The organism is Devosia polycyclovorans (assembly GCF_042181575.1).
GTDB lineage: Bacteria > Pseudomonadota > Alphaproteobacteria > Rhizobiales > Devosiaceae > Devosia > Devosia polycyclovorans.
In genome coordinates this window covers 1-14061 of the sequence record NZ_CP170082.1, presented here as the reverse complement: position 1 = coordinate 14061, position 14061 = coordinate 1, and the positions used below count along the sequence as shown (strand labels likewise).

Sequence of the window (14061 nt, the reverse complement as noted above, 5' to 3'; positions counted from 1 at the left end):
GTCCCTGCATGGCGGATAGCCAATCCCGCCGCCCAATCCCGGAGGCGACAGTGTCGTCTCCGGGGCTTTCAGCATTGGGTGCTTCACCCAAGCAGAGAGATGAGCACCAACAAGAGCAACATCGCGCCCCCAAGGCCGAGTACAGCCCGGCCGGCAAGGTCGAGACGCCCAACTATTCCGCTCATTCTGGCGGCGCCAACATGCGCGGCCAAGCCGACCAGCGACAGCACGCTCCCCACCCCCACCAGCATCGCCAGGGCAAATATCGCGCCGGCCTCCGGAGATCCCATCGAGGTCGCCATCACCACTGTGAACAGTGTCAATGGACAGGGCACCAAACCCGCGGCCACGGCAAAAAGACCGGGATGCTCATGCGATCGCGTGGGCCAGATGGCGCGCCAGACCATCCAGACCGCAATTGCGGCGAGCAAGACCTGGCTGGTTGTTTCGAGAAGCGGCGCCCGGCCTGCCTGGGTGATAGTGCGCGACACCAGCCAATTGGCCCCGAAGCCGATTGCGACTGCGCTGCCGATGTGGGTAGCGCTGAGCAGCATCGAGGTCGTGAGGGCCTTGAGCAGACCGAGCCGCTCTCCCAGGACGAAGGTTGCGAGAACCAGTTTATTGTGTCCCGGCGTCAGGGCATGGGCCATGCCGAACGCTACCGCGAGCGGCATTGCTCCAAGCAGGGCAAGCCAGTCACCGCTCGCCGAGAAGGCGCTGATCTGATCAGCAACCGACCGCTGGATATCACCCTGCAGCGCAACCAGAAAAGCCAGGATATCGGTCATCGACCCGGCCAGTTGGCGTGCTCGGCGTCGATGACAAAGGCATGGATATGGCGATGGCCATGTCCGGCCAGATGCGGGTGACCTGCGGGCAGGTCATCATGGCTGTGCTCGATCTCGACCGGGTCACCCTGCGGCCAGAGCCGCGTGGCCGCGACGACGCCAAAGGTCGCAATGGCGGCCATGGCGATGAACGTAACCTGCATGCCTGCTGTCGCCCCAAGCCAGCCGGCCAGCGGATAGCTGAGGAGCCATGTGGCATGGGAAAGCGCAAACTGGGCGGCGAACAAGGCCGGACGATCTTCGGGATGGGAGGATCGACGGATGAGGCGCCCGGTCGGCGTCTGGGTAGCCGCATAGCCGATGCCGATGACGAACCACAGCGCCAGGAGTGTGCCGTAGCCGCCGACGAGACTGCCCGCCAGCATTGTAGCAACAAGCAGGCCCGCTCCAACGAGCATGACGGGACGGTCGGCGAACCGGTCCAGCAGTTTTGGCAGGGCCAGCGCAGCCACCATTGAGCCACCACCAAAGGCCGCCAGGGCAATGGCGGTGGCCTGTTGGTCGAGCCCGAAGGACGATTGCACCAGTACCACGGTATTGACGATGACCATGGCCCCGGCGGCTGAAACGGCAAAGGTCAGCGCCAGCAGGCCCCGCAGCCGCGGCGTCTTGAGGTAAATGCGCATGCCCCGGGTGGTGCGGTCATAGATGCCGCGCGGTGCAGCGGGTTTCGGGCTGGGCAGGACCACCGAAAGGACGAGCAGGGCCGAGGCGAGGAAGCCGATGACTGTCCCGGCAAAGAGGCTGTTGAAAGAGATGACCGTCAGGAGCGCTGCGGCGAGCAGCGGACTGGCCACGCTTTCAAGGTCATAGGCTAGGCGCGAAAGCGACAAGGCCCGCGTATAGTCCTTCTCATCCGGGAGCACGTCCGGGATGGTGGCTTGAAAGGTCGGCGTGAAGGCGGCCGAAGCCGATTGCAGCACAAAGATCAGCACATAGACCTGCCAGATCTCGGTGACGAAGGGCAGCAGCACCGCCACCCCGGCTCGCACCAGATCAAGCCCCACCAGCATGGTTCGGCGCGGCAGGCGCTCGGCAAAGGCCGATGCGATGGGCGCCACGCCCACATAGGCCACCATCTTGATGGCGAGAGCCGTTCCGAGCACGGCGCCCGCATCGGCGCCCGCGAGATCAAAGGCCAGCAGGCCAAGCGCCACCGTGGCGAGACCCGTGCCGATCAAGGCGATGACCTGGGCCAGGAACAGGTGTCGATAGGTGCGATTGGCGAGCACGGCCAGCATCGGGAGAACCTTCAGAGGTAGCGGGTAATTTCACGGAAGCCGTCAATGGCGGCACGGTCGACGGAACCGTCCTGGGTGACCGCGTCATCGAGGCAGTGCTCGAGATGATCGTGGATCAGCGTCTTCTTGGCCTGCTGGATGGCCTTTTCGACCGCATGCAGTTGCTGGGCAATATCGACACAGGGGCGGCCGGTCTCGATCATCTCGATCACCGATCTCAGGTGGCCATCGGCTCGCTTTAGACGTTTGACGATATCGGGGTGCGAGGCGTGAAGGTGCTCGTTCATGCACCAAGACCTATCCCCCCAGGGGGGATAGGTCAATGTCGTGATCTTCAGAGATTGGCCTTAGATCAGCTTGCGCAATTCCTGATAGTCGCCGCCTGTACGCAGCGTCACCACGACGTCCTCACCGCCGCGATTGCGGAAGAACCAACCATGCGTCCCCGAGACTGGCGGGATCAATTCACCAGCGTCACTCGCCACCCCGCGGCCTTTTTCATAGGTCAAGGACTGTCCCTCGCCTTCACCATGGGCATCGAAGTTGATGACGCCGCCATCGACGACGAACTCATAGGTGGCGACGGCACCAGCCTGCATGACCAGTTTGTATTCCGTCCCCTCCATGGGTGTGAGGGTGAAGGTAACCTCGTCGCGCCAGAGCGGCGCGGCAACGGCCGCTGGCGCTTCAACGGGAGCAGTCGCAGCGGCCAATTCGGCTGGTGCGGGAGCGACCTCAGTCGGCACTGCCACTGTTGGCTGGGTCGACTGCAGTTCCAGGATCAGGCTTTCGAGGGCATCGACGCGGGCCGCCAGTTGCTGCGTGTCTGTCGCTGGGGCAGGCGTTGGGTTCGGAATGGCTGTTCCGGCGGCAGCCGCTGCGCTCAACGCTTCTCCAGCTGCCGCCTCCTCGGCGAGCTGCATCTTGATCTGCCCCATGGTGGTGAGGCCCGTCAGACGCCCGAAGCCGGTGGGGTCGATGCCGTATTCGGAGGGCAGCACGACGGTGACAAGGATGGCCAGGGCACTGACCCCGGCGATGACGGTCGAGCGGATCAGGCGGTCCGTCGTGGGCAGGTCGGCCTTGCTGGGAAAGTCGGTATTGTACATGGGAAGCGATCCTTAGGGCACGACCATGAGGCCGACGAGCTGGTATCCGAACAGCACGAAACCGGCGCACATCATGGCGACGTTGGCAGAATAGGCGAGCTTCCAGAACGAGCGCGTGCGCCGCCAGAAACCCATGACGATGAGGATGGCGGCCAACGCCAGCAATTGCCCAATCTCGACCCCGACATTGAAGGCGATAAGGTTTGGCAGGAGTCCATCCGGCGACATGTCGTATTCAAGCACCTTTGTCGCGAGACCCAGGCCATGGAACAGGCCGAAGATCAGGGTCGCCGCCTTGGTATTGGGCTGGAAGCCAAGCCAGCGCTGGAAGGCGCCGATATTGTCCAGCGCCTTGTACACCACCGACAGGCCGATGATGGCATCGATGAAATAAGAGCTGATGGCCCAGTTGAAATAGACGCCCAGCAGCATTGTGGTGGAGTGCCCGATGGCGAACAGCGACACATAAATGCCGATATGCTCCATCCGATAGAGGAAGAAGATGACGCCGAGCAGGAACAGGATGTGGTCATAGCCGGTGATCATGTGCTTGGCGCCCAGATAGACATACGGCAGCAGGTTCCAGCCGGTGATTTCGGCGATGTAGCCGGCGTCGGATGTGTCGACGCCATGCGCCTGAGCGGCGCCGGTCAAGGCGAGGGCAGCCGACAACGCCAGGAGGGCGGTTGCGATCGGCCTGAATGACCAAATCGCCCACGGAGGATTGAGGGTCATAGAATTGATCCGTGCATGTGAACGTGAGGGGCTTGCCCCTGGCGGGTCACAGCAAGGTTTTGGGTGGTCTTTCGGTGCCGAACCGAATCGAGCTCTTTATGTTCAAGACCATGCCGCCGGGCCAATCCGGCGAGAGGTGGACCAAGACGACAGTCTGGACACTCGGATGATGAGGCACATCATGGGCATGATCGGTGGCGTCGTGGATATCCGCGCCGACATCACCATGGGCGTGGCCGTGCGATTCCACGGCTTCGACAACGGCCCCAATGACATGCGAATGCGCTGCCGCAGCCACGACCGGCGTGGCGAGCAGCGAGGCAAAAACCAGGGCGACGACTGCCGTCAGCCATGTCATTGGCCATTTTCGCATGGTTTGAAGTTTGCCCCGGTCTGGTTAATGCGCGCTAAAGACGAGGTGCGGCACCTCGGCGCGGCTTGGTTCGCCCATGAGGGTGGCTGTTCTATGGCAGAAGGCCGGTGCCTAGGCCGATAGCGCCAAACAGCGCCTGTCCATGGTGTAGACACCATCACGACGACTTGTAATGGTTAGATCTCAAATGCCACTACGGCTTGCTCTTCTCGCCCTCGCTGGCGTCGCCACTGCCAAGGTCGAGCAGAAATGTCGCCATATCCACCAAGTGCTGCTCGAGCAGAAACTTCGTGCTGCCGTGCACCACCTCCGCCATCGAACCGCCGAACACATCGCCATTCGGTGTCACTCCGGTGCGGAGGGCCTGTACCAGGCTTTCGCGGGTGTAGTCACCTGCTGTCAGCGCGCCAGCGGTGATAGCAGGCGATGCACCACCTCCCTGCATGTTAGGGTCGCCAGCCAGCTCCTTGCTCGACAATCCGCCCAAAAGATTTCGCGGCGTGTGGCAGGCGGCGCAATGCGCCGGGCCCTCCACGAGATACTTGCCGCGATTCCATTCCGACGTCCTTGATGCGTCCACTTCGTAGTCGGCGGTCCGCTCGAACAGCGAGCGCCAGACTTTCACGGCAGCGCGGACATTGAACGGAAAGCGAAGATCATGCCCCTCACTCGGCTTATCAACGGACGGAGTTGCTTGCACTGCCGCCCATAGGTCCGCCATATCCTGGTCAGTCAACGTCGCGTAAAATTCAAAGGGAAAGGCTGGGTAGTACGTTTCTCCCCTGGGGGAGACGCCCTGACGAACGGCACGCACAAACTGCTTGAAGGTCCAGGCGCCTATTCCGGCCACAGGATCGGGAGTGATGTTGGGTGCTCTGAATGAGCCGAAGTTGGACGCGATGGCAGCGCCGCCCGACAGCGGGGGGGTGGCAGGAGCCGTATGACAGGTCACGCAGCCAGACAGCCTCGCGAGATAGGCGCCGCGCTTGGCGTCGCCCTGCAGCTCCGTCACCTTGGCCGCTGCAGGCAATGGCCAGTTTTCGAGGACAATGGTGCCAGTGACCGCGGCAACAATCGCCAGTAATGGGAGCAGAACAAGACGGTTCATGGTTCGCGCCGGAAGGTAGAGTGGCACGCGGCGCAGGTTGCCGACACGTCCGAATAAACCGCCCTGACCGGTCGCACCTGTGGCGTGTCAGAGGCGCCACCGATCTCCCTTGTGGTGACCGGCTCGGCCATAAAGGCCGGCGCTGCAGACAGTCCCATCAACCAAGCGAAATCCATGCGCTCCCATTCGCTGACTTCAGCAATTGAGGTCGAGGGCTTCTCGCCCGACTCGGGCTTTGGCTCCACCGCCAGCGCTTTGGCAGACTCTTCCAGCTCCTCGCCGAGTTCTCCCAGCCTGTCGGCGTAGGCGACGAACTCCTCCCAATTTTGCCAAATCTCCGCCCGAGCCTCGGATGGTGCATCAAGACTTCCTTCCGGGAAGAGATCGGTCATGGCCGAACCGGCATGCATGCTGATCATTTCGGCTGCAGTGATGAGCTTCTGCACATCTCCGGATTTCGGACGCTCGGCGATCGGCGCGAGGAGCTTGATCTGCTCGCTGAGCATCATCATGCCCATCATTCGCTCGCCCACTATACCGGTGGCGCCACTGTGGCCAGCCGCTGCCATGGCACCTGCCAGTAGCACCGCGCAGGCCGCAGGCCCGCGATAGGTCGTCTTGTTCATCATGTCGTGTATCCAGGTTGGCAAAAGCCGCAAAACGGCAGCGAACGAATGCTCAGGCCCTGGGCGGACGGAGGTTCTCGTCTGTGACGGCAAACGGGGATGATCCGTCATGCTCGAAGTAGACGACCGATGATGTCGGCAGTGAGCAGCTTAGGCGGAAGGGTTCGGCGCCAAGAATGGGTGCACCGCAGTGAACAATCTGATCGGCGAGGTTGTGCGAATGGGATTCCGCCGGCACCAATGCGTGGTCGTGATCCAGTTGCTCCATAGATGTTGTTTGCATGAAGGGCTCAGACGCGTGCAATGGAAGGGCGCCGGAGAGCAGCACCATGACCACGGCTAGCATGTTGAATATGTTTCTGAGCAGCTTCAAACGCGAATCTCTTCCCAATGCTTCGCTTTGATACCAACAATGTGACCTCCACGCGGCGTGGGCGCAAGCAGCCGCTGTTTCGGTTCCTCGACGCCCGCTCAGCAGGCTTCACTACCCGATGCGTGCCGAGCGTAGCCGTAGGGAGTTCTATGGCTGGGAAGGGAATGCAGTTTCCATCCAATTGTCGGTATGGGCCCCGCTGCGTCTCCAAGAAAGGCGGTAGCGGCGGGACCCTTTGAGCAACTTAGCTGTAAACCACCTCGGTCATCATGCCCGTGGCCATGTGATAGAGGTTGTGGCAGTGGAATAGCCAACGCCCCGGATTGTCGGCGTCGAAGCTGATGCCGACTGTGGCCATGGGCGGGACGAGGACGGTGTCGCGCACGGCGCCGTCCAAGGGCCGGCCGTTGAGGGACGTGACCTGAAAATGGTGTCCATGCAGGTGCATGGGGTGGGCCATCATCGAATGGTTCATGATCTCGAGAGTCACCCTCTCGCCCTCGGCCACTGTTAGAGGGCGGCGGTTGGGCCAAGGGGCATTATCCAGGTTCCAGGCATAGGGCGCCATTGACCCCATGATCATGGTCTGGATCGTCCGGTCGGCTGCCCTGGACGCAAGTGGATGGCGCGAGATCAGTCTTTCTTCCAGGGACAGATCGACCGGCCCCTCGGCTTGCTCCGCGTATCTCGACACCTTCGGGATCACGGCACCATTGACCGCGAGGATGACACCTGTGCGGTCCGTAAGGCCCTCGACCTGAGCTAACACCGGAACCACGGACTTGCCCTTCATGTCGATCAGCAGGTCCAGCCGCTGGGCAGCCGCCATCGGGAAGCGACTGCCGGTGATCGGCTCGACGTCGTTGCCGTCCACAGCCAGAACAGTGGCTTGGGCATCACCGAGATTGATCCAGAAAGCACTTGAGGTTGCGCCATTGATCAGGCGCAACCTGACACTGCCATTTGGCTCCGTGCGGATGACCTGCGGGTCGTCAAGCGTTCTATCATTGGCAAGGAAGGCGTCGTATGCAACGTCATTGAGATCCATGGACATCATTCCATGGTCCATGCCGCCCATCATCATGCCGCCACCCATGGCCGTGTTGTCACTTCCGTGCATGCCGTGGCCGCCGATATCGCCGCCTGTCAGCTCCGCAAGAATCTCTTCGGGGCTACGGAACGAAAAATCGTGCAGGAGGACAGTTTCATCCTGCAGGTCCGCCGCCTCATCCTCAGCGGTATAGACGACGAGCGGCGCGGCGAGGAGAGACTGCTCCTGTAGACCGTGGTGCGAATGCATCCAATGCGTCCCGCTCCGTGCCGGAAAGTCGAACGATCGTGTTTCAGCCGCAGCTAGCGGGGAGACATAGCCCGTGTCGGACACACCGTCCTGGGCCGGATCGGGCACCTGGCCGTGCCAGTGGATGATGGTCTCGGTGCCGATCTGGTTTTCGAGGTCGACAAGAAAACGTTCGCCGGCAGGGAGGAACAGGCCTTGCCGGCCAAGTTCATTGCGGATGCCGAAAACATCAGCGGGTTTGCCCAGGACATCGATGACGCGGCGCTCAGCAACCAGGGTTCGGGCAGTTGGCTGCTGTGCCAGGGCGAAGCGTGGCAGGGCCGCACTGCCGGCAACGGCGAGGGATGCGCCAAGAAAAGCGCGACGAGAGAGCTGCTTGCTCATGGAAAACTCCAATATCTGAAAGAGGGATCGGCCCACAGGCCATCAACGGGGCTTCAGATATGGATGGGGGGCCGAAACAGCGGCGGGTGCCAGGACGGAGACCAATGGGTCACCCTGAATGGCGCAACGAGGTGATGTGATGCATGGTCCTGCGCGGCGACAACAGATAGCTGCAAGCCGGTACAAGAGGGACAAAGCTGTTGCGGGCAGTCGTCGCCAATCGGCTCATTCGCATCGCCTGACATCTCAAGGCTGTGACCGTGATGGTCGCAGGGTTCGGCTGTGGTCGTCTCAGTGTGATGCGTTGCGGCATGTGTCGTCGAAGCAAGGACCATCGAGGCGTTGAGCGTCAGCGCCATCAACAAGGTCAGCAGTGCTTGAACTATCCGCTTCATATGTGCTCGATGACCGACCTGGTTTGATCTGGCCCCGCTATCTGCCCGGGTCAAGTGTTTAAACCCGTTGGTGACCGGCGAACCGCATGAATACAAAGTCGCTCGAACCGTCGAATGCCACCACGGCGTACTGGTCGGGCTCGCTGCCTGCGGGGCCTTCCATGCCCGGTGAACCGATAGGCATTCCCGCAACTGCCAAACCTCTGACCTGCGGTCGTTGATCAAGCAAGGCGACGATGGCCTCGGCGGGCACATGACCTTCAATCACATATCCGTCAATTGTCGCCGTGTGGCATGAACGAAGCTCGGCTGGGACCCCAAGATTGTCCTTAACGGCCTCCATTTCTTCGATCTCCTCTATGTTCACCACAAATCCGGCTTGCTCAAGGTGGCGCGCCCAACCGGTGCAACAACCACACCAGGGATCTTTCTTGATCGAGACTGCCGGGCTTGCGTCTTGCGCCAGTGCCGGCCGCAGCAAGGTCGCGCCCGCGAGGCTCAGGGCGCCGATGGCGAAAGTACGTCGGGTGATCAGCATGAGCAGCCTTTCGATCCATAGAAATCGGTCAATTTATGCGCGGTCATTCTGTCCGCGTGATGGCAAGCCGGACAGAGCGATCCTTAGGACGGCTTTGCCCGGCCGGCATTGATCTGGGGTAATCAGGCAGCCAGCGTGCCGGTATAGCCCGCCAGCTTGATGGCGTCAGCGATGTCCTGCGCGGAGCGGGCCGTTTCCACCTGCACCTTGCGAGCAGGGACGTCGATCTTGATTTCGCAAGCCGGATCGGTGCTTTTGACGGCCTTCTCAATGTTCGAGGCGCAATGGCCACAGGTCATGTCGGAGACGGTGAAATTATACATGTCGTGTCCTTTTTGGTTGAGACACGCTGGAAATGGTTCTTCCCACGGTGGGAGGGTCAAGGCCCAATTTGCAGATTTTTCACCTCACCATTTCTCGCAAGAAAGTGCTTGACCTTACCAACGTTGGAAGGCGCAGATGGAATGGCAGTCGAAATGAAAGGACTGCAAAATGTCTACGGACACCATCTCTTCCGGATCCAGTTTCGAGTTCCCGATTGAAGGCATGACCTGCGCGTCCTGCGTACTGCGCGTCGAGAAGGCGATTGCCGCCGTTCCTGGTACGATCAAGGCCATTGTCAACCTGGCCACGGAGCGGGCGAGCGTTGAAACAGATGGATCTGTGCAACCGAGCGCTATCATCGCCGCCATCAACTCGGCCGGCTACGAAACCAGCGCCGAAAGCTTTGAACTCGAAATCGAGGGCATGACATGCGCTTCTTGCGTCGGACGCATCGAGCGGGCCCTCTCCGCCGTTCCCGGCGTCATCAGCGCCAGCGTCAATCTCGCCACCGAAAAGGCAACCATTAGTGCGGCTGGTGGCCTGGTCACACGCGCCGCGCTCGAAGCCACGGTCAAGGAGGCCGGCTATGACGTGCGTCAGGTCGCGTCCGAGGCCGGTGCCGAACCGGAGCCCGCCAGCGATCGCAAGGCGGCTGAGGCGCGCAAGCTCAGCTGGGCCTTCGGCCTTTCAGCGGTCCTGACCGCGCCGCTCTTTGTTATGGAAATGGGCTCGCACTTCATTCCGGCGGTGCACATGTTCATCATGAACACCATCGGCATGCAGACCAACCACTACCTGCAGTTCATCCTGGCCACCGTCGTCCTGTTCGGACCTGGCCTGCGCTTCTTCCAGAAGGGCATTCCGGCCTTGCTGCGCGGCGCCCCGGACATGAACTCGCTCGTCGTCCTGGGCACATCGGCCGCCTGGGGCTTCTCTGTCGTCTCCACCTTCTTCGGCGGCCTGCTCCCTGCCGGCACCGCCAATGTCTATTATGAAGCGGCAGCGGTCATCGTGACGCTGATCCTTCTCGGGCGTCTCCTTGAAACTCGCGCGAAGGGTCGCACCAGCCAGGCCATTCAGCGCCTCGTCGGCTTGCAGGCCAAGACCGCCCGTGTTGCACGCGACGGGGCCGTGATTGAATTGCCGCTCGAGGCCGTCCGTGCCGGCGACCGCATCCAAATCCGCCCCGGCGACAAGGTCCCGGTCGATGGTATCGTGCGGTCTGGTGAGTCCTATGTTGACGAAGCCATGATCACCGGCGAGCCTATTCCCGTCCGCAAGGGCGAGGGTGACGAAGTCGTTGGCGGCACGATCAACAAGACCGGCTCCTTCGAATTCGAAGCCACCAAGGTCGGCGCTGACACGCTTCTGGCGCAGATCATCCGCATGGTCGAAACCGCCCAGGGCTCCAAGCTGCCCATCCAGGCACTTGTCGATCGCGTCACCGGGGTCTTTGTCCCGGTCGTTATTGCCATCGCTCTGGCCACCTTTGCCGTCTGGTTTGTGTTTGGCCCGTCGCCGCAGCTCACCTTCGCCCTGGTCAATGCCGTTGCCGTGCTGATCATCGCCTGCCCGTGTGCCATGGGCCTGGCGACCCCGACTTCGATCATGGTCGGAACCGGCCGCGCTGCCGAACTGGGTATCTTGTTCCGCAAGGGCGAGGCTCTGCAGACCCTGCGTGACGTCAATGTTGTTGCTCTCGACAAGACTGGTACCCTGACCAAGGGCCGGCCTGAACTGACCGACCTGATCGTGACCGAGGGCTTTGATCGCACTGAAATCCTGCGTCAGGTGGCGAGCCTTGAAACCCTCTCGGAGCACCCGATTGCCGAAGCGATCGTTGCCGCTGCTGAAAAGGGCGAGCTGTCTCTGACAGCGCCCCAGGGGTTTGAAGCCACCCCGGGCTATGGAATTTCCGGCATGGTTGACGGCCACAAGGTTCTTGTTGGTGCCGATCGTGCACTAGCCAAGGCCGGTATTTCAGTCGACCACTTTGCCGGCAATGCCCGCCAGTTGGGTGATGAAGGCAAGAGCCCGCTCTATGCCGCCATCGACGGCACGCTTGCCGCCATCATCGCCGTAGCCGACCCGATTAAGCCAACCAGCCGCAGCGCCATTGCTGCTCTCCATGAGCAGGGTTTGAAGGTAGCGATGATCACCGGCGACAACGCCCGCACCGCGCAGGCAATTGCCCGCCAGCTGGACATCGACGAAGTGGTTGCCGAGGTGTTGCCCGAAGGCAAGGTCGATGCCATCAAGCGTTTGCGTGCGGATGGTCGCAAGCTGGCCTTCGTGGGTGATGGCATCAACGATGCGCCGGCACTGGCCGAGGCCGATGTCGGTCTGGCTGTTGGTACCGGCACCGACATCGCCATCGAAAGCGCGGACGTGGTCCTGATGTCGGGTGACTTGCGCGGCGTTTCGACGGCTCTCGCCATTAGCCGGGCCACCATCCGCAACATCAAGCAGAACCTGTTCTGGGCCTTCGCCTATAATGCTACACTGGTGCCGGTTGCTGCCGGAGCGGCCTTCCCGTTCACCGGAACGCTGCTCTCTCCTGCGCTTGCCGCCGGTGCCATGGCCCTGTCGAGCGTCTTTGTGCTCGCCAATGCCCTCCGCCTGCGCTCCTTTGGAGCGCCGGCCGGCTCCGAAGCAGGTGCCTCTGGTGCGCCACTTGAGCTGGAGTACGCAAAATGAACATCGGGCACGCTGCAAAGGCTACGGGTATCTCGACCAAGATGATCCGCTACTATGAGACCATCGGTCTGATCACCCCTGCACACCGGTCAGATGCCGGGTATCGCGTCTATACCGATCACGACATCCATGCGCTTCGCTTCATCAATCGCGCCCGGGACCTCGGTTTTTCCGTCGAACAGATGCGAGACCTTCTGGCGCTGTGGCGGGACCGCAGCCGTGCCAGTGCCGATGTCAAGGCTATCGCGCTGGAGCATGTCGCCAAGTTGAAAGAAAAGGCGCTAGCGCTTGAGGCAATGGGTCGAACACTTGAGCATCTGGCGGAAAATTGCTACGGCGATGACAGGCCGGACTGCCCTATCATCGAAGAGTTCGCTGTTTCTCCGGCGCCAAAAGTACTGATCAGGAGAAAGCCTCGATTTGGTATTGCGGGTGAAATAGACCCGCATACCCACTGATCATTCAAGGCGGTGAATTTTCACCGCCTTTTTTGTTTGCAACATTCCTCCTCACTCCTCTTGACTCTACCAGCGTTGGAAGCCGGAGACCGGGGTTAATCGCAATCGGCGAGAAACCTTTTCTGGGGAACTCCAATGCAAAAGTTCATACCGGATCCGAAGAGATGGGCCGCTCTGGCATTGCTGTGTGCCGCCCAATTCATCGTAATCCTCGATACCTCCATCATCGGCGTGGCACTGCCCGCCATCCAGGCCGATCTCGGCTTTTCCGCCAGCGGTCTGAGCTGGATTTTCAACGCCTATGTCATCGCCTTTGGCGGCCTGTTGCTGCTCGGCGGTCGGTTGAGCGACCTGTTCGGCGCGCGCCGCATTTTCACGACCGGCTTCGTCATCCTGACCGCCGCCTCTCTGCTGGCCGGGCTCGCCACAAGCCAGGAAATCCTGCTTGCCGGTCGCGCCCTGCAAGGTATCGGTGCCGCGCTGATTGCGCCATCGGCCCTCACCATCGTCATGCGCCTCTTTGGACATAATGGTGCCGAGTTGGGCAAGGCCTTCGGCTTCTGGGGTGCAGCAGCAGCAGCCGGCGGTTCGGCCGGTGTTTTCCTCGGCGGCGTGATCACCGAGTGGATGGCCTGGCAGTGGACCTTCCTCATCAATGTGCCGCTCGGCCTGATTGTTCTGACCGCCATCCCGGCTGTTCTGCGCAAGTCCGAACGGGCACGGGGCAAGGTTGACTGGTTCGGCGCCGTCACTGTGACCGGTGCGCTGGTGTCGCTGGTCTATGCGATTGTCACCATCGAGACGGCAGGTCTTGGTTCGCCGCTGATTCTGTCGCTGCTCGGCATTTCCCTGGCGCTCCTCGTGGTCTTCCTGATCACCCAGCGCGTCCGCCGCGAACCGCTGCTGCCCCTCGGCATCTTCAAGGCGCCCAACCTGGCCGGCGGCAATCTGGTCATGGCCCTTCTGGGTGCGGCCTGGATCCCTCTGTGGTTCTTCCTCAATCTCTATCTGCAGCAGATCCTCGGTCTCTCTGCCCTCGCCAGTGGCCTCGCGCTCCTGCCGATGACCATTTTGATCATGATCGTCATGGTTGGCTTCTCCGGCAAGCTGATTGGCCGGTTCGGCCCCAAGACCAATCTCATCCTCGGCCTGTTGCTGATGGGGGCATCCCTCATTCTCTTCGCCAACCTGCCGCTGGATGGATCCTTGGTGATCAACGTCTTGCCGGCTTCTCTACTGGCAGCCCTGGGCATGGCCCTGGCTTATATCCCGGCCACCATGTCGGGCATGGCAGGCGCTAAGCCCGAGGAAACCGGTCTGGCTTCCGGCCTCATCAACACCACCTACCAGATTGGTTCGGCCATCGGCCTTGCGGTCATGGTGGCGATCTCCGCTGCCGGCTCCGGCCGTGGCGGCGCCGGTCCGGCAGAAATGCTCCAGGGCTTCCAGGCGGCGTTCCAGGGCGCAGGTGTCGTCGCAGCCGTCGCTGCGCTGGCAACACTCCTCCTCATCCGCGGCAGCGCCGCCCAGCGGGAGGTGCCGGTGGGCTAAA

The 14061-nt window shown here is 61.6% G+C and carries 15 protein-coding genes; 3 read left to right on the top strand and 12 right to left on the bottom strand.

Annotated elements, in window-relative coordinates; genetic code table 11:
- Positions 1–83 precede the first annotated feature (83 nt).
- The 12 genes from ACE4RL_RS00075 to ACE4RL_RS00020 form a co-directional block, all read right to left on the bottom strand.
- Positions 84–788, bottom strand: coding sequence for an ABC transporter permease (locus ACE4RL_RS00075; protein ID WP_375598523.1), 705 nt, complete (start codon positions 786–788; stop codon positions 84–86).
- Positions 785–2089, bottom strand: coding sequence for an MFS transporter (locus tag ACE4RL_RS00070; RefSeq protein ID WP_375598522.1), 1305 nt, complete (start codon positions 2087–2089; stop codon positions 785–787). The genes ACE4RL_RS00075 and ACE4RL_RS00070 overlap by 4 nt, the downstream gene beginning before the upstream one ends.
- An 11-nt stretch (positions 2090–2100) precedes the next feature.
- The gene (locus tag ACE4RL_RS00065) at positions 2101–2376 is read right to left on the bottom strand and encodes a metal-sensing transcriptional repressor (RefSeq protein WP_375598521.1); all 276 of its coding nucleotides are present in this window, start codon (positions 2374–2376) and stop codon (positions 2101–2103) included.
- A gap of 60 nt (positions 2377–2436) precedes the next feature.
- Positions 2437–3198, bottom strand: coding sequence for a hypothetical protein (locus tag ACE4RL_RS00060; protein ID WP_375598520.1), 762 nt, complete (start codon positions 3196–3198; stop codon positions 2437–2439).
- 12 nt (positions 3199–3210) lie between these two features.
- On the bottom strand, positions 3211–3933 hold the full coding sequence (locus tag ACE4RL_RS00055; protein ID WP_375598519.1) for a HupE/UreJ family protein: 723 nt from the start codon (positions 3931–3933) through the stop codon (positions 3211–3213).
- A 46-nt stretch (positions 3934–3979) separates the two neighbouring features.
- Positions 3980–4291 (bottom strand): hypothetical protein, encoded by a 312-nt coding sequence (locus ACE4RL_RS00050; RefSeq protein WP_375598518.1) that lies wholly within the window; start codon positions 4289–4291, stop codon positions 3980–3982.
- Between the two features lie 208 nt (positions 4292–4499).
- Positions 4500–5414: a c-type cytochrome gene (locus ACE4RL_RS00045; protein WP_375598517.1), complete on the bottom strand. Its 915-nt coding sequence runs from the start codon at positions 5412–5414 to the stop codon at positions 4500–4502.
- Positions 5411–6043: a cytochrome c gene (locus ACE4RL_RS00040; protein ID WP_375598516.1), complete on the bottom strand. Its 633-nt coding sequence runs from the start codon at positions 6041–6043 to the stop codon at positions 5411–5413. Before ACE4RL_RS00040 ends, ACE4RL_RS00045 begins: the two co-directional genes overlap by 4 nt.
- A 49-nt stretch (positions 6044–6092) precedes the next feature.
- Positions 6093–6413 (bottom strand): hypothetical protein, encoded by a 321-nt coding sequence (locus ACE4RL_RS00035; protein ID WP_375598515.1) that lies wholly within the window; start codon positions 6411–6413, stop codon positions 6093–6095.
- 244 nt (positions 6414–6657) lie between these two features.
- Positions 6658–8097 (bottom strand): multicopper oxidase family protein, encoded by a 1440-nt coding sequence (locus tag ACE4RL_RS00030; RefSeq protein WP_375598514.1) that lies wholly within the window; start codon positions 8095–8097, stop codon positions 6658–6660.
- Positions 8098–8550: 453 nt separating this feature from the next.
- Complete coding sequence (locus tag ACE4RL_RS00025; RefSeq protein WP_375598513.1) at positions 8551–9030, bottom strand: DUF411 domain-containing protein; 480 nt, start codon at positions 9028–9030, stop codon at positions 8551–8553.
- A 122-nt stretch (positions 9031–9152) separates the two neighbouring features.
- Positions 9153–9353, bottom strand: coding sequence for a heavy-metal-associated domain-containing protein (locus tag ACE4RL_RS00020; protein ID WP_375598512.1), 201 nt, complete (start codon positions 9351–9353; stop codon positions 9153–9155).
- 169 nt (positions 9354–9522) lie between these two features.
- On the opposite strand from ACE4RL_RS00020, the gene ACE4RL_RS00015 reads away from it, so the two are divergent.
- From ACE4RL_RS00015 to ACE4RL_RS00005, 3 genes are all read left to right on the top strand, one after another.
- The gene (locus ACE4RL_RS00015) at positions 9523–12051 is read left to right on the top strand and encodes a copper-translocating P-type ATPase (RefSeq protein ID WP_375598511.1); all 2529 of its coding nucleotides are present in this window, start codon (positions 9523–9525) and stop codon (positions 12049–12051) included.
- Positions 12048–12509 (top strand): Cu(I)-responsive transcriptional regulator, encoded by a 462-nt coding sequence (cueR, locus tag ACE4RL_RS00010; RefSeq protein ID WP_375598510.1) that lies wholly within the window; start codon positions 12048–12050, stop codon positions 12507–12509. Before ACE4RL_RS00015 ends, cueR begins: the two co-directional genes overlap by 4 nt.
- A 135-nt stretch (positions 12510–12644) precedes the next feature.
- Positions 12645–14060 carry an MFS transporter gene (locus tag ACE4RL_RS00005; protein ID WP_375598509.1) on the top strand — a complete coding sequence of 472 codons (1416 nt, stop codon included), beginning with the start codon at positions 12645–12647 and terminating at the stop codon, positions 14058–14060.
- Position 14061: the final 1 nt, after the last annotated feature.

What these genes read in the sequence shown, in the direction of transcription:
- ACE4RL_RS00015 (WP_375598511.1), top strand. Translation starts at nt 9,523, where the DNA reads ATGTCTACGGACACCATCTCTTCCGGATCCAGTTTCGAGTTCCCGATT.
- ACE4RL_RS00065 (WP_375598521.1), bottom strand. Translation starts at nt 2,376, where the DNA reads ATGAACGAGCACCTTCACGCCTCGCACCCCGATATCGTCAAACGTCTA.
- ACE4RL_RS00060 (WP_375598520.1), bottom strand. Translation starts at nt 3,198, where the DNA reads ATGTACAATACCGACTTTCCCAGCAAGGCCGACCTGCCCACGACGGAC.
- ACE4RL_RS00075 (WP_375598523.1), bottom strand. Translation starts at nt 788, where the DNA reads ATGACCGATATCCTGGCTTTTCTGGTTGCGCTGCAGGGTGATATCCAG.
- ACE4RL_RS00040 (WP_375598516.1), bottom strand. Translation starts at nt 6,043, where the DNA reads ATGATGAACAAGACGACCTATCGCGGGCCTGCGGCCTGCGCGGTGCTA.
- ACE4RL_RS00050 (WP_375598518.1), bottom strand. Translation starts at nt 4,291, where the DNA reads ATGACATGGCTGACGGCAGTCGTCGCCCTGGTTTTTGCCTCGCTGCTC.
- ACE4RL_RS00025 (WP_375598513.1), bottom strand. Translation starts at nt 9,030, where the DNA reads ATGCTGATCACCCGACGTACTTTCGCCATCGGCGCCCTGAGCCTCGCG.
- ACE4RL_RS00005 (WP_375598509.1), top strand. Translation starts at nt 12,645, where the DNA reads ATGCAAAAGTTCATACCGGATCCGAAGAGATGGGCCGCTCTGGCATTG.
- ACE4RL_RS00020 (WP_375598512.1), bottom strand. Translation starts at nt 9,353, where the DNA reads ATGTATAATTTCACCGTCTCCGACATGACCTGTGGCCATTGCGCCTCG.
- ACE4RL_RS00045 (WP_375598517.1), bottom strand. Translation starts at nt 5,414, where the DNA reads ATGAACCGTCTTGTTCTGCTCCCATTACTGGCGATTGTTGCCGCGGTC.
- ACE4RL_RS00070 (WP_375598522.1), bottom strand. Translation starts at nt 2,089, where the DNA reads ATGCTGGCCGTGCTCGCCAATCGCACCTATCGACACCTGTTCCTGGCC.
- ACE4RL_RS00030 (WP_375598514.1), bottom strand. Translation starts at nt 8,097, where the DNA reads ATGAGCAAGCAGCTCTCTCGTCGCGCTTTTCTTGGCGCATCCCTCGCC.
- ACE4RL_RS00055 (WP_375598519.1), bottom strand. Translation starts at nt 3,933, where the DNA reads ATGACCCTCAATCCTCCGTGGGCGATTTGGTCATTCAGGCCGATCGCA.
- cueR (WP_375598510.1), top strand. Translation starts at nt 12,048, where the DNA reads ATGAACATCGGGCACGCTGCAAAGGCTACGGGTATCTCGACCAAGATG.